Origin of the sequence: Nonomuraea sediminis, from assembly GCF_018531495.1 — a bacterium.
Taxonomy (GTDB): domain Bacteria; phylum Actinomycetota; class Actinomycetes; order Streptosporangiales; family Streptosporangiaceae; genus Nonomuraea; species Nonomuraea sediminis.
In genome coordinates this window covers 1-25,980 of sequence record NZ_JAHDTI010000030.1, presented here as the reverse complement: position 1 = coordinate 25,980, position 25,980 = coordinate 1, and the positions used below count along the sequence as shown (strand labels likewise).

At 71.3% G+C, this 25,980-nt stretch carries 22 protein-coding genes; 4 read left to right on the top strand and 18 right to left on the bottom strand.

Annotation, left to right across the window (positions count from 1 at the left end; genetic code table 11):
- The first annotated feature begins 5 nt into the window (after positions 1-5).
- Positions 6-668, top strand: coding sequence for an AzlC family ABC transporter permease (locus tag KIK09_RS56340; RefSeq protein ID WP_214327806.1), 663 nt, complete (start codon positions 6-8; stop codon positions 666-668).
- Positions 665-976 carry an AzlD domain-containing protein gene (locus tag KIK09_RS56335; protein WP_214327805.1) on the top strand — a complete coding sequence of 104 codons (312 nt, stop codon included), beginning with the start codon at positions 665-667 and terminating at the stop codon, positions 974-976. The genes KIK09_RS56340 and KIK09_RS56335 overlap by 4 nt, the downstream gene beginning before the upstream one ends.
- Before the next feature lie 35 nt (positions 977-1,011).
- Here the strand turns inward: KIK09_RS56335 and KIK09_RS56330 are convergent, their stop codons facing one another.
- Genes KIK09_RS56330 through KIK09_RS56320 form a run of 3 tightly spaced genes read right to left on the bottom strand, consistent with a single transcriptional unit; the run spans position 1,012 to position 2,875 of the window.
- Positions 1,012-1,941: an RluA family pseudouridine synthase gene (locus KIK09_RS56330; RefSeq protein WP_214327804.1), complete on the bottom strand. Its 930-nt coding sequence runs from the start codon at positions 1,939-1,941 to the stop codon at positions 1,012-1,014.
- Positions 1,938-2,510 carry a signal peptidase II gene (gene lspA, locus KIK09_RS56325; RefSeq protein WP_308164878.1) on the bottom strand — a complete coding sequence of 191 codons (573 nt, stop codon included), beginning with the start codon at positions 2,508-2,510 and terminating at the stop codon, positions 1,938-1,940. The genes KIK09_RS56330 and lspA overlap by 4 nt, the downstream gene beginning before the upstream one ends.
- On the bottom strand, positions 2,474-2,875 hold the full coding sequence (locus tag KIK09_RS56320) for a TraR/DksA family transcriptional regulator (RefSeq protein ID WP_214327820.1): 402 nt from the start codon (positions 2,873-2,875) through the stop codon (positions 2,474-2,476). Before KIK09_RS56320 ends, lspA begins: the two co-directional genes overlap by 37 nt.
- A 425-nt stretch (positions 2,876-3,300) precedes the next feature.
- Here KIK09_RS56320 and ileS point away from each other — a divergent pair, with 425 nt between their 5' ends.
- Positions 3,301-6,444, top strand: coding sequence for an isoleucine--tRNA ligase (gene ileS / locus KIK09_RS56315; RefSeq protein ID WP_214327803.1), 3,144 nt, complete (start codon positions 3,301-3,303; stop codon positions 6,442-6,444).
- Positions 6,445-6,527: 83 nt separating this feature from the next.
- Entirely contained in the window at positions 6,528-7,421 is an 894-nt protein-coding gene (locus KIK09_RS56310; RefSeq protein ID WP_214327802.1) for a LysR family transcriptional regulator, read from the top strand.
- 9 nt (positions 7,422-7,430) lie between these two features.
- Here KIK09_RS56310 and KIK09_RS56305 read toward each other — a convergent pair whose 3' ends face one another.
- From KIK09_RS56305 to KIK09_RS56235, 15 genes are all read right to left on the bottom strand, one after another.
- Entirely contained in the window at positions 7,431-9,176 is a 1,746-nt protein-coding gene (locus KIK09_RS56305) for a hypothetical protein (protein WP_214327801.1), read from the bottom strand.
- A 40-nt stretch (positions 9,177-9,216) separates the two neighbouring features.
- On the bottom strand, positions 9,217-10,080 hold the full coding sequence (locus KIK09_RS56300; protein ID WP_214327800.1) for a DivIVA domain-containing protein: 864 nt from the start codon (positions 10,078-10,080) through the stop codon (positions 9,217-9,219).
- Between the two features lie 109 nt (positions 10,081-10,189).
- Entirely contained in the window at positions 10,190-10,477 is a 288-nt protein-coding gene (locus tag KIK09_RS56295; RefSeq protein ID WP_214327799.1) for a YggT family protein, read from the bottom strand.
- An 80-nt stretch (positions 10,478-10,557) separates the two neighbouring features.
- Complete coding sequence (locus tag KIK09_RS56290) at positions 10,558-11,061, bottom strand: cell division protein SepF (RefSeq protein ID WP_214327798.1); 504 nt, start codon at positions 11,059-11,061, stop codon at positions 10,558-10,560.
- A gap of 120 nt (positions 11,062-11,181) precedes the next feature.
- Positions 11,182-11,883, bottom strand: coding sequence for a YggS family pyridoxal phosphate-dependent enzyme (locus KIK09_RS56285; protein ID WP_214327797.1), 702 nt, complete (start codon positions 11,881-11,883; stop codon positions 11,182-11,184).
- Positions 11,884-12,212: 329 nt separating this feature from the next.
- Positions 12,213-13,691 carry a cell division protein FtsZ gene (ftsZ, locus tag KIK09_RS56280; RefSeq protein WP_214327796.1) on the bottom strand — a complete coding sequence of 493 codons (1,479 nt, stop codon included), beginning with the start codon at positions 13,689-13,691 and terminating at the stop codon, positions 12,213-12,215.
- Between the two features lie 373 nt (positions 13,692-14,064).
- On the bottom strand, positions 14,065-14,730 hold the full coding sequence (locus tag KIK09_RS56275) for a cell division protein FtsQ/DivIB (RefSeq protein WP_214327795.1): 666 nt from the start codon (positions 14,728-14,730) through the stop codon (positions 14,065-14,067).
- Between the two features lie 198 nt (positions 14,731-14,928).
- Positions 14,929-16,329: a UDP-N-acetylmuramate--L-alanine ligase gene (gene murC / locus KIK09_RS56270; RefSeq protein WP_214327794.1), complete on the bottom strand. Its 1,401-nt coding sequence runs from the start codon at positions 16,327-16,329 to the stop codon at positions 14,929-14,931.
- Positions 16,326-17,402: an undecaprenyldiphospho-muramoylpentapeptide beta-N-acetylglucosaminyltransferase gene (gene murG / locus KIK09_RS56265; protein ID WP_214327793.1), complete on the bottom strand. Its 1,077-nt coding sequence runs from the start codon at positions 17,400-17,402 to the stop codon at positions 16,326-16,328. The genes murC and murG overlap by 4 nt, the downstream gene beginning before the upstream one ends.
- A gap of 12 nt (positions 17,403-17,414) precedes the next feature.
- Complete coding sequence (gene ftsW, locus KIK09_RS56260) at positions 17,415-18,695, bottom strand: putative lipid II flippase FtsW (protein WP_214327792.1); 1,281 nt, start codon at positions 18,693-18,695, stop codon at positions 17,415-17,417.
- On the bottom strand, positions 18,692-20,050 hold the full coding sequence (gene murD, locus KIK09_RS56255) for a UDP-N-acetylmuramoyl-L-alanine--D-glutamate ligase (RefSeq protein WP_308164877.1): 1,359 nt from the start codon (positions 20,048-20,050) through the stop codon (positions 18,692-18,694). Before murD ends, ftsW begins: the two co-directional genes overlap by 4 nt.
- Positions 20,047-21,105, bottom strand: coding sequence for a phospho-N-acetylmuramoyl-pentapeptide-transferase (gene mraY, locus KIK09_RS56250; protein ID WP_214327790.1), 1,059 nt, complete (start codon positions 21,103-21,105; stop codon positions 20,047-20,049). Before mraY ends, murD begins: the two co-directional genes overlap by 4 nt.
- Entirely contained in the window at positions 21,102-22,544 is a 1,443-nt protein-coding gene (locus tag KIK09_RS56245; RefSeq protein WP_214327789.1) for a UDP-N-acetylmuramoyl-tripeptide--D-alanyl-D-alanine ligase, read from the bottom strand. Before KIK09_RS56245 ends, mraY begins: the two co-directional genes overlap by 4 nt.
- Positions 22,541-24,058: a UDP-N-acetylmuramoyl-L-alanyl-D-glutamate--2,6-diaminopimelate ligase gene (locus tag KIK09_RS56240; protein WP_214327788.1), complete on the bottom strand. Its 1,518-nt coding sequence runs from the start codon at positions 24,056-24,058 to the stop codon at positions 22,541-22,543. Before KIK09_RS56240 ends, KIK09_RS56245 begins: the two co-directional genes overlap by 4 nt.
- Positions 24,059-24,152: 94 nt before the next feature.
- Positions 24,153-25,883, bottom strand: a complete 1,731-nt coding sequence (locus KIK09_RS56235; protein WP_504740309.1) for a peptidoglycan D,D-transpeptidase FtsI family protein — start codon at positions 25,881-25,883, stop codon at positions 24,153-24,155.
- Between the last annotated feature and the right edge of the window lie 97 nt (positions 25,884-25,980).

The following is a 25,980-nucleotide window of genomic DNA, read 5'->3' as shown; positions in this document are numbered from 1 at the left end:
GCGTCATGGAACAGACGACACACCGTTCCTCGGCCATCCGGGACGGTTTGGGGGTGGGCCTGGCGGTCGGCCTCTCGGGGGTGGCCTTCGGGGCGGCAGCGATAACCTCCGGGCTGAGCGTGGCGCAGGCGTGCGCGATGAGCCTGCTGACCTTCACCGGCGCCTCCCAGTTCGCCTTCGCCGGCGCCGTGGGCGCGGGCGGCGACCTGGTGGCGGCCGCCGCCGGCGCGCTGCTGCTCGGCGGCAGGAACACGCTGTACGGCCTGCGGATGGCCGACATCCTGGGCTTCCGCGGCCCGCGCAGGCTGCTGGCGGCGCACGGCGTGATCGACGAGACGACCGCGGTGAGCCTGGCCCAGCCGACCCCGGAGGCGGCCAGGGCGGGCTTCGTGACCACGTTCGCCTCGCTGTACATCGTGTGGAACCTGACCACGCTGGTAGGCGCGCTGGGCACCTCGGCGCTGGGCGACCCGGGCGTGCTCGGGCTCGACGCGGTGGGTCCCGCGACGTTCCTGGCGATCCTGTGGCCGCGCCTGGCCGGCGACAGGCGGCTGCGCGTGCTGGCCGCCATCGGGGCGGCGATCGCGCTGTGCGCGACCCCGTTCTTCCCGCCGGGCGTGCCCGTGCTGCTGTCGGCAGCGGCCGTGCTGGTGGTGATGTTCCGATGAGCCTGTGGTGGGCCCTGATGGCCGTGTGCCTGGGCTGCTACGTGCTGAAGCTGGCGGGGCTCGCCGCGCCGCGCCGGGTGCTCGACCACCCGGTGGTGCGCCGCTTCGCCGAACTGGTGCCGGTGGCGCTGCTGTCGGCGCTGATCGCGGTGCAGATGTTCACCCAGCAGGGCAGCCTGCACGTGGACGCCGCCAGGACCGCCGGGCTGGGCGCCGCGGTGGTGGCGCTGCTGCTGCGCGCGCCGTTCCTGGTGGTGCTGGCCGCCGCCGCGGTGGTCACCGCCCTCGTCCGGATGGTCTTCGGCTGACCCGGCGCCCGCCCCAGTCCACCCGGCCCAGGGGGTCAGGACTCGGCGGTGACGATGTCGAGCGCCTTGCGCAGGTCGTCCGGGTAGTCGGAGGTGAAGGTCATCCACTCGCCCGTCGCGGGGTGCTCGAAGCCCAGCGACACCGCGTGCAGCCACTGCCTGGTCAGGCCCAGGCGGGCGGCGAGCGTGGGGTCGGCGCCGTAGAGCAGGTCGCCCACGCAGGGGTGGCGCAGCGCGGCCATGTGCACCCTGATCTGGTGGGTGCGGCCGGTCTCCAGCTTGATGTCCAGCAGCGAGGCCGCGCGGAACGCCTCGATCGTGTCGTAGTGGGTGACCGACGGCTTGCCGCCCGCGACCACCGCGAAGCGGCCGTCGCCGGAGGGGTGGCGGTCGATGGGCGCGTCCACCGTGCCCCTGAACGGGTCGGGGTGGCCCTGGACCAGCGCGTGGTAGCGCTTGTCGACCGTACGCTCCTTGAAGGCCCGCTTCAGCACGGAATAGGCGTGCTCGCTCTTGGCCACCACCATCGCGCCGGTGGTGTTGGCGTCCAGGCGGTGCACGATGCCCTGGCGCTCGGCGGCGCCGCTGGTGGCGATCGTGTGCCCGGCGCCCAGCAGGCCGCCGATCACGGTCGGGCCCGTCCAGCCGACCGTCGGGTGGGCGGCCACCCCGATGGGCTTGTTGACGACCACGATGTCGTCGTCCTCGTAGACGACGCTCATGCCCGGCACCGGCTCGGCCACCGGCATCGGCGTGGCGACCGGCGGGGGGATGACGACCTCGAGCCAGGCGCCGGCGTGCACCCGGTCGGACTTGGCGGGAGCCCTGCCGTCGACCGTGACGTCACCCTCGGCGATCAGCTCGGCGGCCCTGGTACGGGAGAACCCGAACAGCCGCGACAGCGCCGCGTCCAGGCGCTCGCCCTCGAGCCCGTCGGGTACGGGGAGGCTGCGGTGCTCGCTCATTTCATGTCCCTGGTGCCGTCGATCTGGTAGCCCCGCCAGGCCAGGAACACCGCCAGGATCCCGCCGCACACGATCGACGAGTCGGCGACGTTGAACACCGGGAAGTAGTCGATCACAGGGAAGTGGCCGGGCAGCACCTCGATGAAGTCGACCACGTGCCCCTGGAACTGGACGGACCTGCCGAATCCCGACGGGTAGCGCAGCAGCCTGTCGGTGAGGTTGCCCAGCGCCCCGCCCAGCAGCAGGCCCAGCGTGATCGCCCAGGGCAGGCTGCGCAGCTTGCGTGCCGTCCGCACGATCGCCACCACCACGCCGACGGCGATGAAGGTGAAGACGATCGTCATCCCTGTGCCGATGCTGAACGCCGCGCCGGAGTTGAAGATCACCCGGAACTGCAGCACGTCCTGGATGACGACCAGGGGCGCCTTGCCTTCCAGCGACTTCAGCACCAGCGTCTTGGTGATCAGGTCGGCCGCGTAGACGACGATCGCCAGAGCGATGAGGACGGCGAGAACCCGCCCGCGCCTCCTGCCTACCGGCGCTCCTCCTTCTGCTTGCAGGCCACGCACAGCGTCGCCCTCGGGAACGCCTGAAGACGTTCCTTGCCGATCGGCTTGTGGCACGATTCGCACACTCCATAGGTCCCTGCGTCGATCCTGGCGATCGCACGTTCGTTCTGCGCGACCAGATCGCGCGCATTCAGGGTAAGGGCGATCTCGCGTTCCCGCTCGTAGGTCTTCGCGCCGGCGTCCGCCTGGTCGTCACCCGCGCCCTGCGTGACGTCGCCGGAGGCGATCTCCGACTCGTGGCGCAGGATGTCCACGGTGAGTTCGTCGATCTCCTTCTGCAGGGCACCGCGTACCTCGGCCAGCTCCTCTTCCGACCACATCGACTCTGTAGCGGTCTGCGTGACTGCCGCCATGGCTGCCTCCATGCTGATCAAGGCCGTAAATGGTGCGGGCAGCTTAGGTGCCCGATAACGGATCGGCAAACGACCCGCCGATGGGTTTACCCCTCCCGTACTATCCCGCCCCGCTGATTGAACTCCTCCCCCGGGGCGTCCATTCCCTCAGCTTTGTAGGGATTTGCGGCTTACCCGACCACGCGGCGGGGAAACCTGGAAGCCTTTCGCTCCACTCTGCGTTATCGTTTGAACCTGCAAGGCGTTGATGGGGCCCGAATGTGAGGGATATCACCCCGGAGCCGCCGGAAGAACGGTCCCACGGGGCTCACTAGAACCGGCAGCAGCACAAATGAAGTGGGCCTCCCGAGGAGGCCAAGAAGGGTGGTACCGCGGAGCCGTACGGCTTCGTCCCTTCACGCCAGTTGCCGGCAACCGTCGTGGAGGTCCCGCCCGAGATGTCTTCCCCATATTTCCGCTCTCTTCCCGCGCAGGTGGACCTGCCCGCGCTCGAGCGCGAGGTCCTAGACCGCTGGCGGGACGGGAAGATCTTCGAGCGCTCGATCGAGCAGAACGCGGGCAACCCCTCCTGGGTGTTCTACGAGGGCCCGCCCACGGCCAACGGCCTGCCCGGCGTGCACCACGTCGAGGCGCGCGTCTTCAAGGACCTGTTCCCCCGCTACAAGACCATGAACGGCTTCACCGTCCCGCGCAAGGCCGGCTGGGACTGCCACGGGCTGCCGGTCGAGGTCGGCATCGAGAAGGAACTCGGCCTGTCCGGCAAGAAGGACATCGAGGAATACGGCATCGCCGAGTTCAACGCCAAGTGCCGTGAATCGGTCCTGCGCCACGTCGACGCCTTCGAAGAGCTCACCGAGCGGATGGGTTACTGGATCAACCTGTCCGACGCCTACCGCACGATGGACCCCGACTACGTGCAGTCGGTGTGGTGGTCGCTGAAGGTCATCTTCGACAAGGGGCTGCTCTTCCGCGACTTCCGGATCACGCCGTACTGCCCGCGCTGCGGCACCGGCCTGTCCGACCACGAGCTGGGCCAGCCCGGCGGATACGAGACCGTGTCCTCGCCGTCGGTCTACGTGCGCATGCCCGCCACCTCCGGCCCGCTGGCCGAGCTCGGCGCCAACCTGCTCATCTGGACCACGACCCCGTGGACCCTGGTCTCCAACACCGCGGTGGCCGTGCACCCCGACGTCACCTACGTCGCCGCCCGTACGGCCGGCGGCGAGGTGCTCGTGGTCGCCGAGCCGCTGCTGACCCAGGTCCTCGGCGAGGACGTGACCGAGGTGGCGCGCTTCACCGGGCGGGACCTGGAGCACACCAGCTATACCCGGCCCTTCGAGCTGGTCGACATCCCCGGCGCGCACTACGTGGTGCTCGGCGACTACGTCACCGTCGAGGACGGCACCGGTCTGGTGCACCAGGCGCCCGCCTTCGGCGCCGACGACCTGACCGTGACCCGGAAGTACGGCATGCCGGTCGTCAACCCGATCGGCCCCGACGGGCGCTTCCTCGACGACGTGCCGATGGTCGGCGGCAAGTTCTTCAAGGACGCCGACGAGCCGCTGACGCAGGACCTGCGGGGGCGCGGGCTGCTGTTCCGCGGCGGCCACTTCGACCACAGCTACCCGCACTGCTGGCGCTGCCACACCCCGCTGCTGTACTACGCGCTGCCGTCCTGGTACATCAGGACCACCGCGGTCAAGGACCAGCTGCTGACGGAGAACGGCAAGACCAACTGGTTCCCCGAGACGATCAAGTGGGGCCGCTACGGCGAGTGGCTGCGCAACAACGTCGACTGGTCGCTGTCGCGCTCGCGCTACTGGGGCACGCCGCTGCCGCTGTGGGTCTGCTCCGAGGACGACGCGCACGTGACCTGCGTGGGGTCACTGGAGGAGCTCGGTTCGCTGGCGGGTCAGGACCTGTCGGCGCTCGACCCGCACCGTCCCTACGTCGACGACGTCACCTTCGACTGCCCCTCCTGCGGTGCCGTGGCGCACCGGGTACCGGACGTCATCGACGCCTGGTACGACTCCGGGTCGATGCCGTTCGCCCAGTGGGGCGCCCGCGGCAAGCCCGAGGGCGTCTACCCGGCCGACTTCATCTGCGAGGCCACCGACCAGACGCGCGGCTGGTTCTACTCGCTGATGGCCGTGGGCACGCTGGTGTTCGGCCAGTCGTCCTACGAGAACGTCCTGTGCCTGGGGCTCATCCTGGCCGAGGACGGCCGCAAGATGAGCAAGCACCTGGGCAACGTGCTCGAGCCCATCCCGCTGATGGACCAGCACGGGGCCGACGCGCTGCGCTGGTTCATGGCCTGCTCGGGCTCGCCGTGGGCGGCCAGGCGGGTCGGCCACGTCGCGCTGGAGGAGATCGTCAGGAAGGTCCTGCTGACCTACTGGAACACGGCCTCCTTCTTCACGCTGTACGCCAACGCCGAGTCGTGGACCCCGGCCTCGCCCGCCACACCGGTCTCCGAGCGGCCGCTGCTCGACCGGTGGGCGCTGGCCGAGCTGAACCGCACGGTGGCCGACGTCACCGCGGCGCTCGACGCCTACGACACGCAGCGGGCCGGGCGGCTGCTGGCCGACTTCCTCGACGACCTGTCCAACTGGTACGTGCGGCGGTCGCGGCGGCGGTTCTGGCAGGGCTCGACCGACGCCTTCGCCACGCTGTACGAGTGCCTGGAGACCGTCACCCGGCTCATGGCGCCCATCACGCCGTTCGTCACCGACTACCTGTGGGACGTGCTGCGGGGGGTCGACGCGCCCGCCTCGGTGCACCTGGCCTCCTGGCCCGCCGTACAGGAGAATCTGCTCGACCCGCAGCTGTCGGCGCAGATGGCGCTGGTGCGGCGACTGGTGGAGCTCGGCCGGTCGGCGCGGGCCTCCTCCGGGGTCAAGACGCGGCAGCCGCTCGGGCGGGCGCTCGTGGGCGCGCACGACTGGCCGTCGATGCCGCAGGAGCTGCGCGACCTCATCGCGGACGAGCTCAACGTGCAGGCGATCGAGGACATGTCCGGATTCAGCGCGGACCTGGTCTCCTACACCGTCAAGCCGAACTTCCGGGCTCTCGGCAAGCGGTTCGGATCGCAGACCAAGCTCGTGGCCGAGGCCGTGGGCGCGGCCGACGCGACGTCGCTGGCGCGCACGCTGCGCTCGGGCGGCACGGTGACGGTAGCCGCCGGTTCTCTCGGCGAGGTGTCGCTCGGCCCCGACGAGGTGATCGTCACCGAGCAGCCCAAGTCGGGCTGGGCCGTCGAGACGGGCGCCGTCGACACGGGCACGGGCGAGACGGTCGCGCTCGACCTCACGCTCACCGACTCGCTGCGCCAGGCCGGGCTGCTGCGCGAGGTCATCAGGCTCGTGCAGGATGCCCGCAAGTCCAGCGGGCTGTCGATCACGGACCGGATCTCGCTGTGGTGGACGGCCACCTCGCCCGACCTCGCCGCGGCCCTGCGCACGTCGGGCCAGGTCGTCGCGGACGAGGTCCTGGCCACCACCCTCACGGAGGGCACGGCCGGCGACGTCCCCGCGTACACGGACGACGACCTCGGCCTCAGCTTCCAGCTCAGCCGCGTCTGACTCCTCACGGCGGGCCGCCCTCCCCAGGCGGCCCGCCGGCGTCGTGGGAGGATCGTGAATCGTGGCTTGACGATGGGGGCGGGATGCTGGAGCGGTACGAGGTCGAGGCGTTCCTGACCCTGGCCGAGGAACTCCACTTCGGCCGCACCGCCGAGCGGCTGCGCGTCTCGACCGCCCGCATCAGCCAGACGATCGCCAAGCTCGAGCGCCGCGTCGGCGTCCCGCTGTTCAACCGCACCAGCCGCCGCGTCGAGCTGTCACCCATGGGCCGGCGCCTCTACGACGAGATGTCCCCCGCCTGGGCCGAGCTCAACGCCGCCTTCACCCGGGCGGTCGAGGCCGGTCAGGGCGTCACTGGCACGCTCAGGGTGGCGTTCACCGACGTGGCGGCCGGGCAGCTGCTCGTGGGCATCGCGCAGCTGTTCCGCGCCAGGGAGCCGGGCTGCGAGGTCCAGATCCGCGAGGCGCAGATCGCGAACGTCGTCCCCTGGCTGCGGGACGGCGAGGTCGACGTGGCGCTCACCGACCTGCCGATGCGCGACCCCACGCTCGTCACAGGGCAGGTCGTGGTGCGGGAGGCCAGGATGCTCGCCGTACCCTCGGGGCATCCCTTCGCCCGCCGTACCTCCATCACCCTGGAGGACCTGGCGCGCGTCAAGCTGGTGCGGCTGCCCGACTCGCTGCCGGTGTCCTACCGCGACGACCGCACGCCCGCGCGGACGCCGTCGGGCCGCCCGATCGAGCACGGGCCCTCAGCCGAGACGTTCAACGAGATCCTCACGCTGGTGAGCGCCGGCCAGGGCGCCTTCCTCGTCGGCGCGCACGCGCGCCGCTACCACGCGCGACCCGATCTGGCCTTCGTCCCCGTCGAGGACGCGCCCGCCCTGGAGTGGGGGCTGCTCTGGCGCTCCGACAACGCCACGGCCCGTACGCTCGCCTTCGACCTGGCCGCGCACGACCTGCTCCAGCACCCGTGACCCCGGGTCTCAGGCGACGGTCTCCCTGTCGTGCTGGCAGACCGAGCAGCTCGTCAGGCCCGCCGCCTCGGCCTGGGCCAGCGTCATCGTCTCGACGCCCGTGTCGCCGGCGCCGCGGATCAGCGGGCAGGCGGTGCTGTGGTAGCGGCGGGTCCCCACGATGACCTTCACCGTGCCCGTCTTCTTACCGGGGGCGCGCACGTCGGGCCGCGTCTCCTCGCCGTCGGGCTCGGGCTCCTCGGCGGCCTCCGGCTTCTTGGCCTCGGGCTTCTTGGTCTCCGCGGGCGTCGCGGGCTTGCCACCGGTTGCCGGCTTCTCGGTACGGCCCGCCGACGGCTTCTCCGGCGTACGGCCCGCTCCCGCGGAGGGCTTGTCCGTCGTGCCCTGGGAGCCAGGGGTGGGCGGGCGCTGGGCTGAGGTGCCGCCGGTGGGCAGCGGGCCCTTGGGCTTGGCCACGGACTCCGCGGACGAGGCCGGGCGCTCCGAAGGCGGGCGCTGAGCGCTCTGGGAGGGCGCAGCAGGCCCCTGCGCGGACGCAGCGGGTCGCTGGGGGCTCGTTCCCTGGGCGGGTGGGCCTGGACGCCGGGGGTCGCTCTCCTGAGGCCGTGCGGGGCGCTGGGGGCCGCTCTCCTGCGACGGGGCGGGGCGCTGGGCGGGCTTCGGCGACGAGGCGCTCTCCTGGGAGGCCTTGGTCACGTAGGGAGCCAGGCGCGGGCCGGTCGCAGCGGATTCGTCGGCCGGGTCCTGCCGGGAGGCGCCGGGCTTGCTCTCAGAAGCGCCGGGCTTGCTCTCAGAAGCGCCGGGCTTCGTCTCGGCAGTGCCGGGCTTCTGGCCAGAGGAGCCGGGCTTCGTCTCCGAGGCGCCGGGCTTCCGGTCTGAGGAGCCGGGCTGACGTTCAGTGGCGCCGGGCTTCCGGTCAGAGGAGCCGGGCTGACGCTCGGAGGCGGCCGGGGTGGGGCCGGAGGCGGAGCCGGGCTTGGAGGTGCCCGCGGGCTGCTGGGAGGCGGCGGGGGCCGTGCCGGGCTTGGCCGTGCCGGGCTTGGCGGGGTCGCCGGTCTTGGCGGCGGGCTTGGCGTCGAACCAGCCGCCGGAGGGCGAGGCCTGAGGCGCCTGCTCGCCGGCGATGACCGGGGGACGGAGGTTCTGGGTCACCTCGGAGGGCGACTCCTGGGGGGAGACCGTCTCGGGGGATGCGACCGCGCCTTCTGGGTCCACGGGGACGGCGGGGCCGGACTGGGGGGTGACGGCCGGCTCGGGGTCGGCGGCAGGCGGCAGCTGCCGTCCGCCGAGCGCTGCGTCGGGCAGGCACGTCGTGCAGGGCGTGAAGCCCTCCTCGCGCGCCTCCTCGTAAGTGAGCTCCTCGTGATCACGCCCGGCCAGCTGACGGCAGCCGGGGACGTGGTAGCGCTTGCGGCCGGGGATGACCAGCACGATGGCGTCCGGGGAGATCCCGCGCGTCGTGGGGCGGCGCGGGGTGGGAGCCGGGATGGTCGCGCTCTGAGCACGCGACGCTCCCACCGGACCCTGCTGGACTGCCGGAGGCACGAGACCCGCGGGCGGCGCGGGCGGCGTGGCTGCCCGCTCCCCGCTGGGGAACAACTCATGTCGCCGCAGGAACGCCCCGATCACCAGGAACAGCGCGGACAGCACGCTGACCACGATGGACCACATGATCAGGTACGGCGCTCCCAGCACGAAGCCCGCGATCAGCAGGACGACCGCCGCGAGCACCAAACCAGCGCTGATAAAGATCACAGGGGGCTCTCTCGAGAGACGGGCCTAACGACCCGCTACCTTACCGGCGATCGTTGTGCGGTCCGTCTCCGCCGGGGAAAGCGCCCTGGGGAGCCTCGCCGCCGAAGGGGCTCGGACCACCCGGCAGAGGCTGCTGACCACCCTGCGGCACGGCGTGCGACATGGCGGGAGCGGCCGCGGGGCCACCCGGCATGACCGGGAACCCGCCACTGCCTTCGGCGGACACGTTCAGCTCCGCGAGCTGGTTCTCCAGGTAGAGCTTGAGGCGGCTGCGGTACTCGCGCTCGAAGCTGCGCAGCTCCTCGACCTTGCGCTCGAGCTCGTCACGGGTCTGGACGAGGGAGCCCATGGCCTGACGGTGGCGCTCCTGAGCGTCGCGCTCGAGCGTCTCGGCGCGGGCGCGGGCGTCGCCGATGACCTGCTCGGCCTGGCGGCGAGCCTTGGTGAGGATCTCGTCGGCCTCGCGGCGGGCGCGGGTCACGGTCTCGTCGGCCTCGCGGCGGGCGTCGGCGATCGCCTGGTCGGCGGTCTGCTGCGCCAGGGCGAGCACGCGGGCGGCGGTGTCCATGTTGTCCTCGGCGGGAGGCATGCTCATGGCCACGGGCTGCGGCTGCTGCATCGGCTGCGGCTCGGGGGCCCGCATGGGCTCCGGCGGCTGCATCATTTCAGGCTTGGGCTGCTCCTGCACGGGGGCGGAGGCCATGGGCATCTGCATGCCGCCCGGCACCTTCCCACGCAGGCACTCGGCGAGCTTGGCGCGGAGCTCCTCGTTCTCTTGGATCAGGCGGTCAAGCTCAGCCTCCACCTCGTCGAGGAAGGCGTCGACCTCTTCCTCGTCGTAGCCCGGTCGCAGCCGGGTGGTACTGAACTGCTTGTTCCGCACATCAGCGGGCGTCAGCGGCATCTTTTGGTCTCCTTGGCGCGCTTGGAGTCTGTCCGGAGGGACGGTACCCGAATCACTTCAGCGCGGACACGAGTTGGATCTTGACCGATATCTCACGGCCCCCCGTCCGCTAGCCCAGTGTCCCCGCGAGTTCGAGCAGGATCAGGACCACGATGAACAGGACCGTGAAGCTTAGGTCAAAGGCCACCGTACCCAACCGGAGAGGAGGAATGAAACGGCGGAGGAACTTGAGGGGTGGGTCGGTTGCGGTGTATGTGGCCTCTGCCAGCACCAGTACAACACCCGAAGGGCGCCACTGACGGGCAAACGCCTGTACCACATCAAAGATCATCCTGCCGATGAGCAACACCAGATAAAGAGACAGGACGACGACCAAGATCTGACTTACGATCCCCACGGCCTGGCCGCGCCTCCACTTCCGATGTGCCCTCCCGGCCTCGGCGAGACCTGGTTGGGGCCGATAGACATACAGAGACTCTAACTCTGGTTGAAGAACCCGCGTTCCGCGATTCGAGCCTTGTCCTCGGCGGTCACCTCGACATTGGCAGGGGACAACAGGAACACCTTGTTGGTAACACGTTCGATGCTGCCGTGTAGGCCAAAGACCAGACCTGCCGCGAAATCCACCAGTCGCTTGGCGTCGGAGTCGACCATCTCGGTCAGGTTCATGATGACGGGGGTGCCGTCGCGGAAGTGTTCTCCAATGGTCCGCGCCTCGTTGTACGTGCGCGGGTGCAGCGTGGTGATGCGCGCCAGATCGGTCGTACGCCGCTCCAGGACGGTCGTGGCGGGTCTCGGCGCCGGCACGCCCGCCTCCACCTCCTCCTCGCGGTCCTGGACCGCCACGGCCCGTTCCTCGCCGCTTCTGGGTGGTGGCTCGTCGTCGTAGGCGTACTCGTCGGTGTAGGTCTCGTATCTCTCGTAGCGGTCGTCCTCCACGAGACCGAGGTAGACCGCCATCTTGCGCATCGCGCCGGCCATCGCTACGTCGTCCTCCTGCTCATGGTCTCACTAGCGCGCGGTCGCCGTACCCCCCTGGACTCACCGCTGATGATCGACCTCTACTGGATACGCGGGCTTCAAGACCCACTTGAGGGGACATTACCTGACGAAGGGCTTGCGGCGGCCGAGCAACGCCGTACCGACCCGCACATGTGTCGCGCCGTGGGCGATGGCCTGTACCAGATCATCGCTCATACCCGCAGAAACCATGACGGCTTCCGGGTGCCGCTCGCGTAGTGCCCGCGCCACCTCGCGCAGCCTCGCGAACGCTTTGCCCGGGTCCTCCCCCAGCGGCGCCACGGCCATCACGCCGCCCAGCCACAGCCCCTCGGCCGCGGCGATCTCGTCGGCGAGCTCCGGCACGCCCGCGGGCAGCACGCCACCGCGGCCCGGGTCGTCGTCGAGCGACACCTGAACCAGGCAGCCGACCCGCCTGCCGGCCTTCACGGCCTCCTTGCTGAGCGCGTGCGCCAGCCGGGCGCGGTCCACGGAGTGCACCAGGTCGGCGTAGCGGACGACCGAGTGCGCCTTGTTGGTCTGCAGCTGGCCGACGAAGTGCCAGGTCAGGCCGAGATCCGCGCACTCGAGGGCCTTGGGCGCGGCCTCCTGGTCCCGGTTCTCCCCCACGTCGGTGACCCCGAGCTCGGCCAGGATCCGCACGTCAGAGGCCGGATACGTCTTGGTCACCGCGATGAGTGTGACCTCGGACCGCTCACGTCCCGCCGCCTCACACGCCTGCGCGATCCTGTCCTCCACAGCGGCCAGGTTCCCCGCGATCTCTTCCTTGCGCACGCCACTCATCGTGTCATTCACCACGATTGGTACGGCAAGCGGTGTCACCCGGGCAGGCAGTCCAGGGCTGTGAGGTCGCGTTTTGTGTGAAATCCCACATTTCCCACGACTCCCAACGACACCACCCACCCACGCCCCCGTGGGCGTCGTGACGGCGCCCGGCCACGCATCACCGGAGGAGCGTCTCCCTGGACGGAGCCCGGCCGGAGTACGGCGCTCGGCGGTCCCACGGCCTGCCGTAAAGCCTCGACGTCCCGCACGACCGGCACAACTGGACACCCCTGGAAATGCCGACGCCCAGCCGGGAGAGACGCGGCTGGGCTGCGGGGCGGGTGTGGCTACTTCAGGAAGTCCGGGACGTCGAGCTCCTCTTCCTGCTCCTCGAACACCACCGGGCGCCGCTTGGCGGGCTCCTGCATACGCGAGGTGATGGGCGTGGGCGGGTTGGTGGGCTCGGGCGTGGGCCGCGGGATCGAGACGGGACCGGGGTCCTCCTCGATGGCCTCGACCGGGCGCACCGGCTCGACGCGCGGCTCGGGCGCCAGCTCGGGGCGCACAGGCTCGGGACGGATCTCGGCCTGCGGCTCCGCGCGCACCGGTTCCGGACGCACGGGCTCAGGACGGACCGGCTCGGGCGCCGGCGGCTCGGCCCTGACCTCGGGCCGCGGCTCGGCACGGAAGTCCGTGCGCGGGGGCTCCGAGCGGAAGGGCTCGGGACGCAGCTCGGCCCGCGAGGGCTCGGGGCGCGGTGGCTCGGCCTTGACACTGGGCGCGGTGACCCCGGAGGGGCGCACCGGCGCCGACACCGGCGCGGCCGGCGGCGTGGCGGCGGGACGGCTCTGCGGCCGCGGCACCGCTACGTCCACCGGCGCCACGTCGTCGAACCCGGCGGCGATCACCGTGACGCGGACCTCGTCGCCGAGCGCGTCGTCGATGACCGTGCCGAAGATGATGTTGGCGTCCACCGCGGCCGCCATGGACACCAGCTGCGCCGCCTCGTTGATCTCGAAGAGGCCGAGGTCGGAGCCGCCCGCGATGGACAGCAGCACACCGTGCGCGCCGTCGATGCTGGCCTCGAGCAGCGGACTGGAGACCGCCATCTCGGCCGCGGCCACGGAGCGGTCGTCGCCGCGGGCGTGACCGATGCCCATGAGCGCGGAACCCGCGCCGGACATGACCGACTTCACGTCGGCGAAGTCCAGGTTGATCAGACCGGGCGTGGTGATGAGGTCGGTGATGCCCTGCACACCGGACAGCAGCACCTGGTCGGCCGCCTTGAAGGCGTCCAGGACGCTGACCTGCCGGTCGGAGATCGACAGCAGCCGGTCGTTCGGGATCACGATCAGGGTGTCGACCTCGTCGCGCAGCGTCTCGATGCCCGCCTCGGCCTGCGAGGCTCTGCGGCGGCCCTCGAAGCTGAACGGCCTGGTGACAACACCGATGGTGAGCGCGCCCAGCGAGCGCGCGATGTTGGCCACGACCGGCGCGCCGCCGGTGCCCGTGCCGCCGCCCTCGCCCGCCGTGACGAAGACCATGTCGGCCCCCTTGAGGACCTCCTCGATCTCCTCACGATGATCCTCGGCCGCCTTGCGCCCCACGTCGGGGTTGGCGCCCGCTCCAAGACCGCGCGTGAGCTCGCGGCCCACGTCCAGTTTGACGTCGGCGTCACTCATCAGCAGCGCCTGGGCGTCGGTGTTGATGGCGATGAATTCGACGCCCTTGAGTCCCTCCTCGATCATCCGGTTGACGGCGTTGACTCCGCCGCCGCCAATGCCGACGACCTTGATGACCGCGAGGTAGTTCTGCGGTGCTGCCACGACGAGGGGCCTTTCCGCTCGTTAGACTTGCCATTTCGGTGCGGATGATCTCCGCGCTTTCACACTTCGGTTTAACTCTCAACCTCAAGTTGAGATTCAGATTTATGTCAACCTGAGATTGATACGGACAGTAGGAGTTACGCTCCGCGCGGGTCAACTAACCGCGCCGCAAGCACGTCCGGCGTGTCGCGGGCTGTCCGATTCGCTCTACTGTCACGCCTGGTCGGACACTCCCTGCCCGGGATAAAGGTTCTCACGCCCGGACACCGGCGCCGGCCAGGCCGGGCGTTTCCTCCCGCACAGGCTTGGCAAGGACACCTTGACGTGAAGGTCATTCGCGACTGGCTGCCCACCCTGGGTAGACGCGCGAGCCTCACTTGAGGGTGACCACGTCGGGCGAGCTCACGTCATAGACGTCGGCCTTGCGCCGCAGGAGCGTGGTCAGGACGCGTGCCTTGTCGGCTCCCCTGTCGGGTCCGCCCCAGACGACCGTGCGCCTGTCGTTCAGGTCGAGCGAGACGCCCTCGGCGCTGGTCGCCCGCACCTGGCGGACCTTGCCCTGCAGCACGTCGGGCAGCGACCCGATCACCTGCAGCGCGGCCCTGGTCGCGGGGTCGTCGGCGCCGGGCCTGTCGACCTTGAGCACGGGCAGCCTGGGCGGCCCGACGTCCCTGATCTCGATGACCACCGCGTCCTTGTCTATCAGAGCGACCTTGCCCGACACGGGGACGACCGCCACGGGCTCCCGCTCGGCCACCTCGATCCGCAGCGTGCCCGGCCAGACCCGGTCGACCTTGGCCGAGGCCAGCTGCCTGATAGCCAGGACCCGGCTCTCCACTCCCGCCAGGTCCACGGTGGCCAGCGGGTGCAATCGATCAACCGCCGCCTGTTGCTGGATGCGTTCACTGGGGACTGTGAGATTTCCCACGATCTCCACGTTCCTGACCCCCAGCACGGGCGAGAAGAACACCAGCCAGGCCGCACAGCCCACGACTCCGGCCGCCAGCAGTCCGATGAAAGCCTTCCGCCCCCTGCTCACCCAGCGACCCTATGGCCGTTCGTAGCTGGGGCGTCGCACATACACGCGCTTTTCAGATTCTGTACGGCGAGCCACTCCACCGGCCGCCCGCCGCACTTCGGCCCAGGGCCCGCGACCGGCGGATCCGGCGAGTCGATGACCGCCGCCCGCCGTCACGGCGCACGGGATCCACCTGGGTGGATCGCCGTACTCGGGCCCCTACTGGGAGAGCTCGGCGACGATCATCGGGCCCAGTTCCGTCACGTCGCCTGCGCCCATGGTCAGGACGATGTCGCCGGGGCGGGCGCGGGAGGCGACCAGGCCGGGGACGGCGTTGCGGTCGGGGGCGTAGGCGACCTCGGTGGCCCCGCGGGGGACGCGGCTGGCCACCATGGCGCCGGAGACGCCGGGCTCGGGGTCCTCCCTGGCGCCGTAGACGTCCAGGACGATCGCCTCGTCGGCGAGTGCGAGCGCGGCGCCGAACTCGTCGGCGAAGAAGCGGGTGCGCGAGTACAGGTGCGGCTGGAAGATCGCGATGACCCGCCCGTCGCCCGAGTAGGAGGCCACCACGTCCCGCGCGGCCCGCAGGTCGGCCGCCAGCTCGGTCGGGTGGTGGGCGTAGCTGTCGAAGACGGCCACGCCGCCCGCCTCGCCCTTGGCCTCGAAGCGCCGCTTGGCCCCGGTGAAGGTGGCCAGCCCGTCGCGCACGTCCTCGAAGGGCAGCCCCAGCTCCACCGCGGCGGCGATGGCGGACGTGGCGTTGAGCGCGTTGTGCGCCCCGGGGACGGCCAGCCGTACCTCGCCGAGCCCCTCGATGGTGAACGTGGTGCCGAACCCGTCGGGCCGCACGTCCGCGAGCCGGTAGTCGCCGCCGGAGACGCCGTAGGTGATCACGCGCAGCCCGCGGGCGCGCGCCGCGGCGGCGACCTGGGCGGCCCCGGGGTCGTCGGCGCAGGCGATCAGCACGGACCCGATGCGCTCGACGAAGCGGGCGAAGCTGTCGTGCACCGCCCGCGGGTCGCCGTAGTTGTCCAGATGGTCGGCCTCGACGTTGGTGACGACCGCGATGTCGGGCGCCAGCATGAGGAACGAGCCGTCGCTCTCGTCGGCCTCGGCCACGAACACCTCGCCGGTGCCCTCATCGGCGCCCAGGCCGGTGGTGACGAGCTGCCCGCCCACGCAGTAGGAGGGGTCGGCCCCGCACTTCTGCAGCGCCACGGTCAGCATCGAGGTGGTGGTGGTCTTGCCGTGCGTGCCCGCCACCGCGACAGCCGTACGGCCGGCCATGACGGAGGCCAGCGCGGCGGCCCGCGGGATGACCCGCAGCCCCTGCCTGAGCGCCTCACCCAGCTCGGGGTTGGAGTCGCGGATCGCGGTGGAGACCACCACGGTGTCGACGTCGCGGATGTTGGAGGCGGCGTGGCCGATGTGGATCGTGGCGCCCAGCTCGCGCAGTTCGGTGACCAGGTCGGAGCTGCGGGCGTCGCTGCCGGTCACGCGGACGCCGCGCTTGAGCAGGATGCGGGCGATGCCCGACATGCCGGCGCCGCCGATGCCGATGAAGTGGACCCTGCCCAGCTCCTCGGCGGCCACGGGGTCCACGAGCTTGACGAGACTCATCGGGCGATCTCCAACACTTTCCTGGCCAGCACGAGGTCGGCGTCCTTGCGACCCAGCTTGGCGGCGGCCTCGGACATGGCGGCGACCCGCTCGGGGTCGCGCAGGATGGGCAGCACGTTCTGAATGATCCAATCGGCTGACAGCTCGGAGTCGTCGACGACCAGGGCGCCCCCTCCGGCTGCGATGCGTTCTGCGTTGATCCGCTGCTCGCCGTTGCCGTGCGGCAGCGGCACGTAGGCGGCGGGCAGGCCCACGGCGGTCAGCTCGGCGCAGGTGAGCGCTCCGCTGCGGCACAGGGCCAGGTCGGCGGCGGCGTAGGCGAGGTCCATCCGGTCGACGTAGGGCAGCAGCACGTACTGCGGGTCGCCGGGCGGCGGCTCCACCTCGACGGTGTTCTTCGGGCCGATCACGTGCAGCACCTGCACGCCCGCGGCCCGCAGCGCGGGGGCGGCGGCCAGCGCGGCCTCGTTGATCGAGCGGGCGCCCTGGGAGCCGCCGAACACCAGCAGCGTGGGCCGCTCGGTCTGCAGCCCGAACCAGGAGCGGGCCTTGTCGCCCATGGAGAAACGCTCCAACGAGACGATCTCGCGGCGCAGCGGCGTGCCGATGTAGTCGGCCTTGGCCAGCGCCGAGTCGGGATGTCCCGAGTAGACGTGGTCGGTGAGCCGGGCGCCGAGCCTGTTGGCCAGCCCGGGCCGCGGGTTGGCCTCGTGCACCACGATCGGCAGCCCGCGCCGCTTGGCCGCCAGGTACACCGGCGTGGCCACGTAGCCGCCGAAACCGACCACGACGTCGGCCTTGACCTTGTCGAGGATGCCGACGGCCGCGTTGATCGCCACGGCCAGCCGCCCCGGCACGGTGAGCAGCCTGGTGGACAGCGCCCTGGGCAGCGGCACGGCGGGAACGAGCTCCAGCTCATAGCCCCTGGCGGGCACCAGGCGGGTCTCCAGGCCGCGCTCGGTGCCCATGCAGGTGATGCCGATGCTCGGATCCAGCTGGCGCAACGCATCCGCAAGGGCCAGTGCCGGCTCGATGTGCCCGGCCGTCCCGCCACCGGCGAGGACCACCCTCATGTCGGTCACTCCCTAACGTCTCACTCGGCCTCTGCTCGTTCCCCCCAGGCCAAGCCAGCTTAGGGCCCGGGCGGCCGGTCCGGGGCCACGAGCGGCCAGAGCCTCGCGCGCCCCCGGCTCGCGTTTGGCGAACGACAACAACATGCCAAGCGCCGCCAGCGTAGGCAACAGGGCCGAACCGCCGTAGGAGACCAGGGGCAGCGGGATGCCGGTGATGGGCACGACGCCGAGCACCGCGCCCATGTTGACCACGGCCTGCCCGACGATCCAGGCGGTGATGGCCGCGGCGGCCAGCCGTATGAAGGGGTCGTTGACCCGGGCGGCGACGCGCAGGCCCGCGTAGCCGAGCAGCCCGAACAGCGCGACGACCACCAGCGTGCCCATCAGGCCGAGCTCCTCGCCGAGGATGGCGAAGATGAAGTCGTTCTCGCCGTGCGGCAGCCAGCTCCACTTGGCGCGGCTGCTGCCGAGCCCCAGGCCGAACCAGCCGCCGGAGCCCATCGCGATCTGCCCCTGCACAGCCTGGTAGCCCGCGCCCTGGGCGTCGGCCCACGGATCGAGGAACGCGCCGATGCGTGCCATCCGGTAGGGCTCGATCTTGATCATGATGATCGCGGCGAGCACGGCGAGCGCCAGGATCCCGCCGAACAGCTTGACCGGCGCCCCCACCACCCACAGCAGGGCCAGGAAGATCATGAACAGGACCAGGGTGGTGCCCAGGTCGCGGCCGAGCATGACCATGACGGCCAGGATCGCGGTGCCGGGCATGAGCGGGAGCAGCATCTGGCGCCACTCGATGCGGCCGTGCCTGGCCCTGCGCGCGAGCAGGTCGGCCCCCCACAGCGCCAGGCCCAGCTTGGCGGGCTCGGACGGCTGGATGGTGAAGGGGCCCACGTAGATCCAGCGCTGCGCGCCCAGCTCCGAGGAGCCGATGAACAGCACCATGACCAGCGCGATGATCGACAGCGCCATCAGCGGGTAGCCGGCCCAGCGGAAGAACTTGTGCGGCAGCCGCGAGCACACCCACATGATCGGCACGCCCACGGCGGCCGACAGCGACTGCTTGACGAACCAGGAGAACGGGCTGCCGGTCTTGATCAGCGCCTCGATGCTGGAGGCCGACAGCACCATCATGAGCCCGAGCGCCAGCAGCAGCGCGCTGCAGCCGATGATCAGGTAGTAGGTGGTCAGCGGCTTGCCAAGCAGTTCCCTGAAGGTGCCGAGCTGCTCGGTGAACCAGCCCGTGTCGGTCGCGCGGCGCTTGGGGGTGCGCTCCTCGGTGGCGGTGCTCACCGCTTCAGGTTCCGTACGGCGTGCGAGAAGGCCTCCCCCCGCGCCGGGTAGTTGGCGAACATGTCCAGCGAGGCGCCCGCCGGGGACAGCAGCACGGTGTCTCCCGCGGAGGCGAGCCTGGCGGCTTCGGTGACGACACGGTCCATGACCCCAGTGTCTTGGTCGGCGATGTCGACCACGGGGACATTCGGCGCGTGTCGCGCGAGCGCTTCGGCGATCCTGGCCCGATCGACCCCGATCAGCACCGCGCCCCTGAGCCTGGGTGCCGCGTCGCGGACGAGGTCGTCCACGTCCGCGCCCTTGAGCTGACCGCCCGCCACCCACACGATAGAGCGGTAGGCCGACAGCCCGGCGGCGGCCGCGTGCGGGTTGGTGGCCTTGGAGTCGTCGACGTAGTCCACCTCGTCCACGCGCGCTACGTGGCTCAGCCGGTGCGGGTCGGGCACGAAGTCCCGCAGCCCCTGCCTGACGGCTCCAGCGGGCACGCCGTACGCCCTGGCCAGGGCGGCGGCGGCGAGCGCGTTGGCCACGTTGTGCGGGGCGAAGGGATGCACGTCGTCGAGCGTCGCCAGCTCCTCGGCCGCCTCGACGGGATCGTCCACGAAGGCCCGGTCGACCAGCAGGTCCTCCACGACGCCGATCTGCCCGGCCCTGGGCACCCTCAGCGTGAAGCCGACCTTGCGCGGGTACGGTGCGGCCAGCTCGGCGCAGACCGGGTCGTCGGCGTTGTACACCACGACGCCCGCCCGCTCGTAGATCCGCCCCTTGGCCTCGGTGTAGGCCTCGAGCGAACCGTGCCAGTCGAGGTGGTCGGGAGCCACGTTCAGCACGGCCGCGGCGGCCGGGGCAAGCGACGAGGACCAGTGGAGCTGGAAGGACGACAGCTCGACGGCCAGCACGTCGTAGGGCTCGGCCACCGCCTCGACCACGGGCACGCCCACATTCCCCACCGCCAGGGCCTTGTGCCCGGCGGCCAGCAGGATCGAGGTGAGCATCCGCACCGCGGTGGTCTTGCCGTTGGTGCCCGTGAGCGCCAGCCAGGGCGCGGCCTGGACGGGCCGCAGCCGCCAGGCGAGCTCCACCTCCCCCACGACCTCCACGCCCGCCTCGAGCGCGGCGGCGATCAGCGGGTGGTGCGGCGCCCAGCCCGTGGTGACCAGCCGGGTCACGCCCTCGGGAAGCTCCATGGCGCCGAGGCGCACCTCGACGCCCAGGCGCTCCAGCTCGGCGGCGACCAGCCGCTTGCGCTCGTCCTCGACGGCCTCCACCACCACGACGCGCTCGCCGCGCCCGGCCAGCGCCCTGGCGGCGGCCGTACCGGAGACCCCGAGTCCCGCCACGCAGGTGCGGGTCACGGCTTGGGCATCCACTCGACGTAGAACAGCCCGAGACCGATGGCGGCGCACAGCCCCGCGATCAGCCAGAAGCGGACCACGATCGTGGTCTCCGCCCAGCCCTTCAGCTCGAAATGATGTTGCAAGGGCGCCATCCGGAACACACGTTTACCGGTCATCTTGTAGAACCCGACCTGGATGATCACTGACATCGTGATGATGACGCAGAGCCCTGCCAGGATGATGAGCAGCAGCTGCGTCCGGGTGGCGATGGCCAGCCCGGCCAGCACGCCGCCGAGCGCCAGCGACCCGGTGTCACCCATGAAGATCTTGGCGGGCGGGGCGTTCCACCACAGGAACCCGATCAACGCGCCCAGCACCGAGGCCGCGACCACCGCCAGGTCGAGCGGGTCGCGCACCCAGTAGCAGTTGGGCCCGAGCTGATCGATGCAGTTGTTGCGCAGCTGCCAGTTGCCGATCAGGACGTACGCGCCGAGCACCACCGCGGTCGCGCCGCTGGCCAGCCCGTCGAGGCCGTCGGTGAGGTTCACCGCGTTGGAGAACCCGACGATCATGACCAGGACCCAGATCGTGAACCCGACGATGCCGATCGAGGGACCGAAGTCGCGCAGGAACGACAGCCGCGTCTCCGCGGGGGTGATGCCGTAGACGTTGGCCTGCTGGGTCACCAGCACCGCGAAGATGGCGCCCACGACCAACTGGCCGAGCGCCTTGGCGCCGCTGCGCAGGCCCAGGCTGCGCTGCTTGTAGATCTTGATGAAGTCGTCGAGGAAGCCGACCGCGCCCAGCCCGGTCATCAAGAACAGCACCAGCAACCCGGAGACGGTCGGCGTCTCCAGCGTCGCCAGGTGGGATCCGCCGTAGGCCAGCAGCGAAGCCAGCACGATGACGGTGCCGCCCATGGTGGGCGTGCCCTTCTTGCTGAGGTGCGCCTGCACGCCGTCCTCGCGGACCTCCTGTCCGTATCCGCGCCGCGCGAACAGCCGGATCGCCAGCGGGGTCCCCAGCATGGAGATGATCAACCCCACCGCACCGGCGATGATGATATTGGTCACCGCGAGGCCCCCCCGAGCAGCAGCTCGGCCGTGCGCTCCAGCCCCATCGCGCGGGGTCCCTTCACCAGCACGGTGTCGCCGGGCCGCAGCCAGCCGCCCAGCTCTGCCGCGGCCGCCTCGGCGTCGGGCACGTGCACGATCCGCGTCACCCCGCTGCCGTCGTACGGCAGGCCACCGCCCGGCCCGTCGGGCCCTGACGCGGTGCGCTGGGCGGCGTCGAAGGCGCCCTCGAGCACCGGGCCCGCCTCGGGACCCGCGACGACCAGGCCGGTCAGCCCCGCGCCGCCCGCCAGGCGGCCCAGCTCCTCGTTCAGCGCGACGCTGTCCTCGCCGAGCTCGCGCAGCGCGGCGATGACGGCGAAGCGACGCCGGTCCTTGCCGAGCGTGCCGAGCGCGGCGAAGGCGGCCCGCATCGAGTCGGGATTGGCGTTGTAGGCGTCGTTGACCACGGTCACGCCGTCGGGGCGCTCGGTGACCTCCATCCGCCAGCGGCTGCGGGGCGTGGCCTCCGACAGCTCCTCGGCGATGGTGGCCACGGGCAGGCCGAGCTCGTATCCGGCCGCGGCGGCGGCCAGCGCGTTGTCGACCGCGTGCTCGCCGTACAGCTTGAGCTTGACGTGCGCGGCGCCCGAGGGGGTGCGCAGCGTGAAGCCCGCGCGGCCGCGCTCGTCGAGCACCACGCCCTCGGCGCGGATCGCGGCCTCCTCGGAGCGGCCGAAGTAGGTGACGCGGGCGTTCGTGCGGGAGGCCATCTCGCGCACGAGCGGGTCGTCGGCGTTGAGCACGGCGACGCCGCCGGCGGGCAGCGCCTCGACCAGCTCGCCCTTGGCCCTGGCGATGCCCTCCTTGCCGCCGAACACGCCCAGGTGGGCGGTGCCGACGTTGAGCACGACGCCGATCGAGGGCGGCGCGATGCGCGCCAGGTAGCCGATGTGGCCGATCTCGCGGGCGCTCAGCTCCAGCACCATGAAGCGGGTGTCGTGATCGGCCTTGAGCACGGTCAGCGGGTGGCCGATCTCGTTGTTGAAGGAGTTGACGGGGGCGATCGTCGGGCCGATCCTGCCGGTGATCCTGGCGAGCAGGTCCTTGGTCGTGGTCTTGCCCGCCGAGCCGGTGATGCCGATCACGGTGGCCTGGGGCAGCGAGTGCGCCGCGGCGGAGGCCAGCGCGGCCAGCGCGGCGGCCGCGTCGGGAACGATGACCGTGGGCGACTCGAGCGGCCTGGTGGCCAGCACCGCGACGGCGCCGGCGCGGACCGCGTCGGCCGCGTAGTCGTGACCGTCGACCCGGGCGCCCTTGAAGGCGACGAAGAGGGAGCCCGGCTCCACCTCGCGCGAGTCGATCACGACGGGACCGCGCACCACGGCGCGGGGATCGGCCATCCCCGACAGGGCGCCCGAGGTTATCTCGGCGATCCTGGCCAGTGGCAACGGGATCATTTGACCTTCCTATCGATCGCTTCGGCGACCACTTCGCAGTCGTCGAAGGGGATCACCTCACCTGCAACGTACTGGCCTTGTTCGTGGCCCTTGCCTGCCACGACGACCACGTCTCCCGGACCGGCCCGGCCGATCGCCAGCTCGATGGCGGCCGCCCGGTCGGGCTCAATGATCACATGACCGCGGTCGTGCTGCGGAACGCGGAGCGCTCCCTCCATCATCGCGGCCAGAATGCCCAGGGGGTCTTCGGATCGCGGATTGTCGCTGGTGAATATTGCCACATCCGCCAGCCGCGCCGCCGCTTCGCCCATGAGCGGCCGCTTTCCTGCGTCGCGGTCGCCGCCGCAGCCGAGCACGATCGTCAGCCGGCCGGCGGTCACCTGGCGCAGCGAGCGGAGCACCGACTCGACCGCGCCCGGCTTGTGCGAATAGTCCACGACGGCCTGGAAGTCGTGCTCAGGGCCCGTGACGCGCTGCATGCGTCCCGGTACACCGGCGAGCGTGCCCACGCCGTGCACGGCCGCCTGCAGCGGCACGCCGGCCTCGACGAGCGTGACGACGGCGCCGAGCGCGTTGGAGACGTTGAACGGCCCCGGCAGCGAGATCCGCGCGTCGGCCTCGACGCCGCCGGGCCCGACCACGCGGAAGGTGCTGCCGTCGGCGCCCAGCCGGACGTCGGCGGCCCGCCATTGCGCGGCGGGGTCGCCCAGCGCCGAGAACGTGGTCATCGGCACCTTGGCCAGCGTCAGCAGCTCGCGCCCGTAGGGGTCGTCGATGTTGGTGACGCCCGCGCGGCTGAGCTCCGGCTGGAACAGCCGCACCTTGGTCGCGAAGTAGTCGTCGAAGTCCTTGTGGAAGTCGAGGTGGTCCTGCGACAGGTTGGTGAACAGGGCCACGTCGTAGAAGAGCCCCTCGACCCTGCCGAGCGCCAGCGCGTGGCTGGAGACCTCCATGGCGGCGGCGGTGACGCCCTGCTCGCGCATCAGCGCGAACAGCGCGTGCAGCTCGGTGGCCTCCGGCGTGGTCAGGCGCGGCTCGAACCGCAGCCCGCCCGCGTGGATCTCCACGCCGCCGACCAGGCCGGTGGTGTGACCCGCCGCGCGCAGCCCCGCCTCGAGCAGGAACGTGGTGGTGGACTTGCCGCTGGTGCCGGTGACGCCGAGGATCGTCAGGTCGTGGGCCGGCTGGCCGTACACCCAGGCGGCGATCTGCCCGAGCAGCAGGCGCGGCTCGGGCACCACCAGCACCGGCAGGCCGGTCGCGGCGGCCTCGGCGCGCCCGTCGGGGTCGGTCAGGATGGCCACCGCTCCGCCGGCCATCGCCTGGGCGGCGAAGCTCGCGCCGTGCCTGGTCTCGCCGCGCAGCGCGACGTACAGGTCGCCGCGCCGGACGGCGCGCGAGTCGATGGTGACGCCGGTCAGCGCGGCGTGCGGCGAGCGCGCGGTGCCCGAGTCGGCGTCGAGCATGCTCGCCAGCCCGGTCAGCGGGCGGGGCGGATTGGTCGTGGGACGCATGATCGCGGACTCGGCGACTACGGGTGTTGTCGCGGACGCGGCGACAATGGGTTTCGACGACGGGGGACGCACGGCGAGAGCGTACCTTCCCTGGTCACTGTCCGGTGCCCATCCGCACCGGCGGTGCGGTCGAGCCCGTGGGAGGAATCTTCCTGCTCTTGATCGCGAATGTCATCACGTCCTTGAAGACCGGCGCGGCCACCTGACCGCCGAAATGCCCCTCGGTCGGGTTCTGCACGACCGACAGCACCACCACGCGTGGCGCGTCCGCGGGGGCGAAACCGACGAATGAGGCAGTGTACCCGTCGTAGCGACCCAGCTTCTGGTCGTAGCGGTTGGCCGTGCCCGTCTTGCCCGCCACCCGGTAGCCGGGGATTGCGGCCAGGGTACCCGTGCCCTCGGCGCTCACGGCGGCCTCGAGCATCGTGGTGATCTCCCTGGCCGTCTCGGCGCTGACCACCCTGGTCTGCTTGCCCGCGGGCGCCGCGACGTACTTGCCCGAGGCGTCGGTGGTGCCCGCCACGATCTGCGGCTGGATCCTGACGCCGCCGTTGGCGATGGTCTGGTAGACGCTGGCCATCTGCAGCGCGGTCACCGACACGCCCTGCCCGTAGGCGACCGTGCAGCTCTGGCTGCCCGACCAGGTCTTGTAGTCGGGAAGCAGTCCCGCCTCCTCGCCGGGCACGCCGCCGCCGGGCACGGAGCCGAAGCCGAAGGCCTTGAGCATCTGGTACAGCCTCGCCGAGCCCACCTTGCGGGCCGCCATGATCGTGGCCACGTTGCTGGACTTGGCGACCGCCTCGCGGTAGGTCATGTTCTCCGGCGGGTGCGGGTGCGCGTCGTGCAGCACCCGGTCGGCGCACCTGATGTTGTCCTTGACCTTGAACACCGTGTCGGGGTTGACCAGCTTGGCCTCCATGGCCGCGGCCGCGGTGATCACCTTGTTGGTGCTGCCCGGCTCGAACACGTCGGCCGCCGCCCGGTTGACGTAGTCGGCGGGCGGCGCCTTGCGCCAGTTGTTCAGGTCGAGCTCCGGCGCGTTGGCCATGGCCAGGATCTGGCCCGTGGGCACGTCCATGACAACGACCGTGCCGCTGGTCGCGCCCGACTTGCGCACCTGGTCGCCGATGGCCTGCTGAGCGGCCCACTGGATGTCGCGGTCGATGGTGAGCCGCACGTCGCGGCCCTCCACCGGAGTCTGCTTCGCGCGGCTGGTCATCGGGATGGGCTGGCCGTCGCGGCCGATCTCGACGCGCTGCGTGCCGTCGCGCCCGGCCAGCAGCGTGTTCCTGGCCTGCTCCATGCCGCCGAGGCCGGTGCCGTCGTCGCCGACGAACCCGACCAGGCTGCCCGCCAGGTCGTCGGCCGGGTAGAGCCGCTTGTAGGTCTTCTTGGCCGTCAGGGCGGGGATGCCCACCTTGAGCAGCTTGCCGGCGACGAGCGGGTCGACGTCCCTGGCCAGCAGCTGGTACTGGGTGTCGACCCTGGCCAGCTTGGCGGCCATGTCCTGGACCGGCTTGCCCAGCTCGGTCGCCAGCAGCTGCGCGATCTTGGCGCGGGCCGCGGCGGGGACCTTGGACGGGTCGATGGCCAGCTCCCGCGCCTCGGCGGTCGTGGCCAGCGTGTGGCCGTTCACGTCGGTGATCTTGCCGCGCTTGGCCGGGATGTTCTCCGTGCGGACGCGGTAGTGGGCGGCAGCGGCCTCGTAGACCTTGGAGTCCAGGCCCTGCATCTGGATGAGCCGGCCCGCGAAGATCGACAGGATGAACGCCATCCCGATCAGGCCGACGTTGATGCGCCTGCGCGGGTTGCCCAGCCGCAGGATCAGCGGCGGCCTGGGCGGCCGCGGCGGCCCTGGCGGCCTGCGGAAAGGCCGGGGCGGCAGCGTGTCGGCGCCGCGCGCGGGGCCCTGTCGCGGCGCT

Excerpts from the sequence above, each read along its gene's own strand:
- KIK09_RS56340 (WP_214327806.1), top strand. The coding sequence starts at position 6 with ATGGAACAGACGACACACCGTTCCTCGGCCATCCGGGACGGTTTGGGG.
- KIK09_RS56335 (WP_214327805.1), top strand. The coding sequence starts at position 665 with ATGAGCCTGTGGTGGGCCCTGATGGCCGTGTGCCTGGGCTGCTACGTG.
- KIK09_RS56330 (WP_214327804.1), bottom strand. The coding sequence starts at position 1,941 with ATGAGCGAGCACCGCAGCCTCCCCGTACCCGACGGGCTCGAGGGCGAG.
- KIK09_RS56320 (WP_214327820.1), bottom strand. The coding sequence starts at position 2,875 with ATGGAGGCAGCCATGGCGGCAGTCACGCAGACCGCTACAGAGTCGATG.
- ileS (WP_214327803.1), top strand. The coding sequence starts at position 3,301 with ATGTCTTCCCCATATTTCCGCTCTCTTCCCGCGCAGGTGGACCTGCCC.
- KIK09_RS56310 (WP_214327802.1), top strand. The coding sequence starts at position 6,528 with ATGCTGGAGCGGTACGAGGTCGAGGCGTTCCTGACCCTGGCCGAGGAA.
- KIK09_RS56300 (WP_214327800.1), bottom strand. The coding sequence starts at position 10,080 with ATGCCGCTGACGCCCGCTGATGTGCGGAACAAGCAGTTCAGTACCACC.
- KIK09_RS56290 (WP_214327798.1), bottom strand. The coding sequence starts at position 11,061 with ATGGCCGGCGCGATGCGCAAGATGGCGGTCTACCTCGGTCTCGTGGAG.
- KIK09_RS56285 (WP_214327797.1), bottom strand. The coding sequence starts at position 11,883 with ATGAGTGGCGTGCGCAAGGAAGAGATCGCGGGGAACCTGGCCGCTGTG.
- murC (WP_214327794.1), bottom strand. The coding sequence starts at position 16,329 with ATGAGTCTCGTCAAGCTCGTGGACCCCGTGGCCGCCGAGGAGCTGGGC.
- murG (WP_214327793.1), bottom strand. The coding sequence starts at position 17,402 with ATGAGGGTGGTCCTCGCCGGTGGCGGGACGGCCGGGCACATCGAGCCG.
- KIK09_RS56245 (WP_214327789.1), bottom strand. The coding sequence starts at position 22,544 with ATGATCCCGTTGCCACTGGCCAGGATCGCCGAGATAACCTCGGGCGCC.
- KIK09_RS56240 (WP_214327788.1), bottom strand. The coding sequence starts at position 24,058 with ATGCGTCCCACGACCAATCCGCCCCGCCCGCTGACCGGGCTGGCGAGC.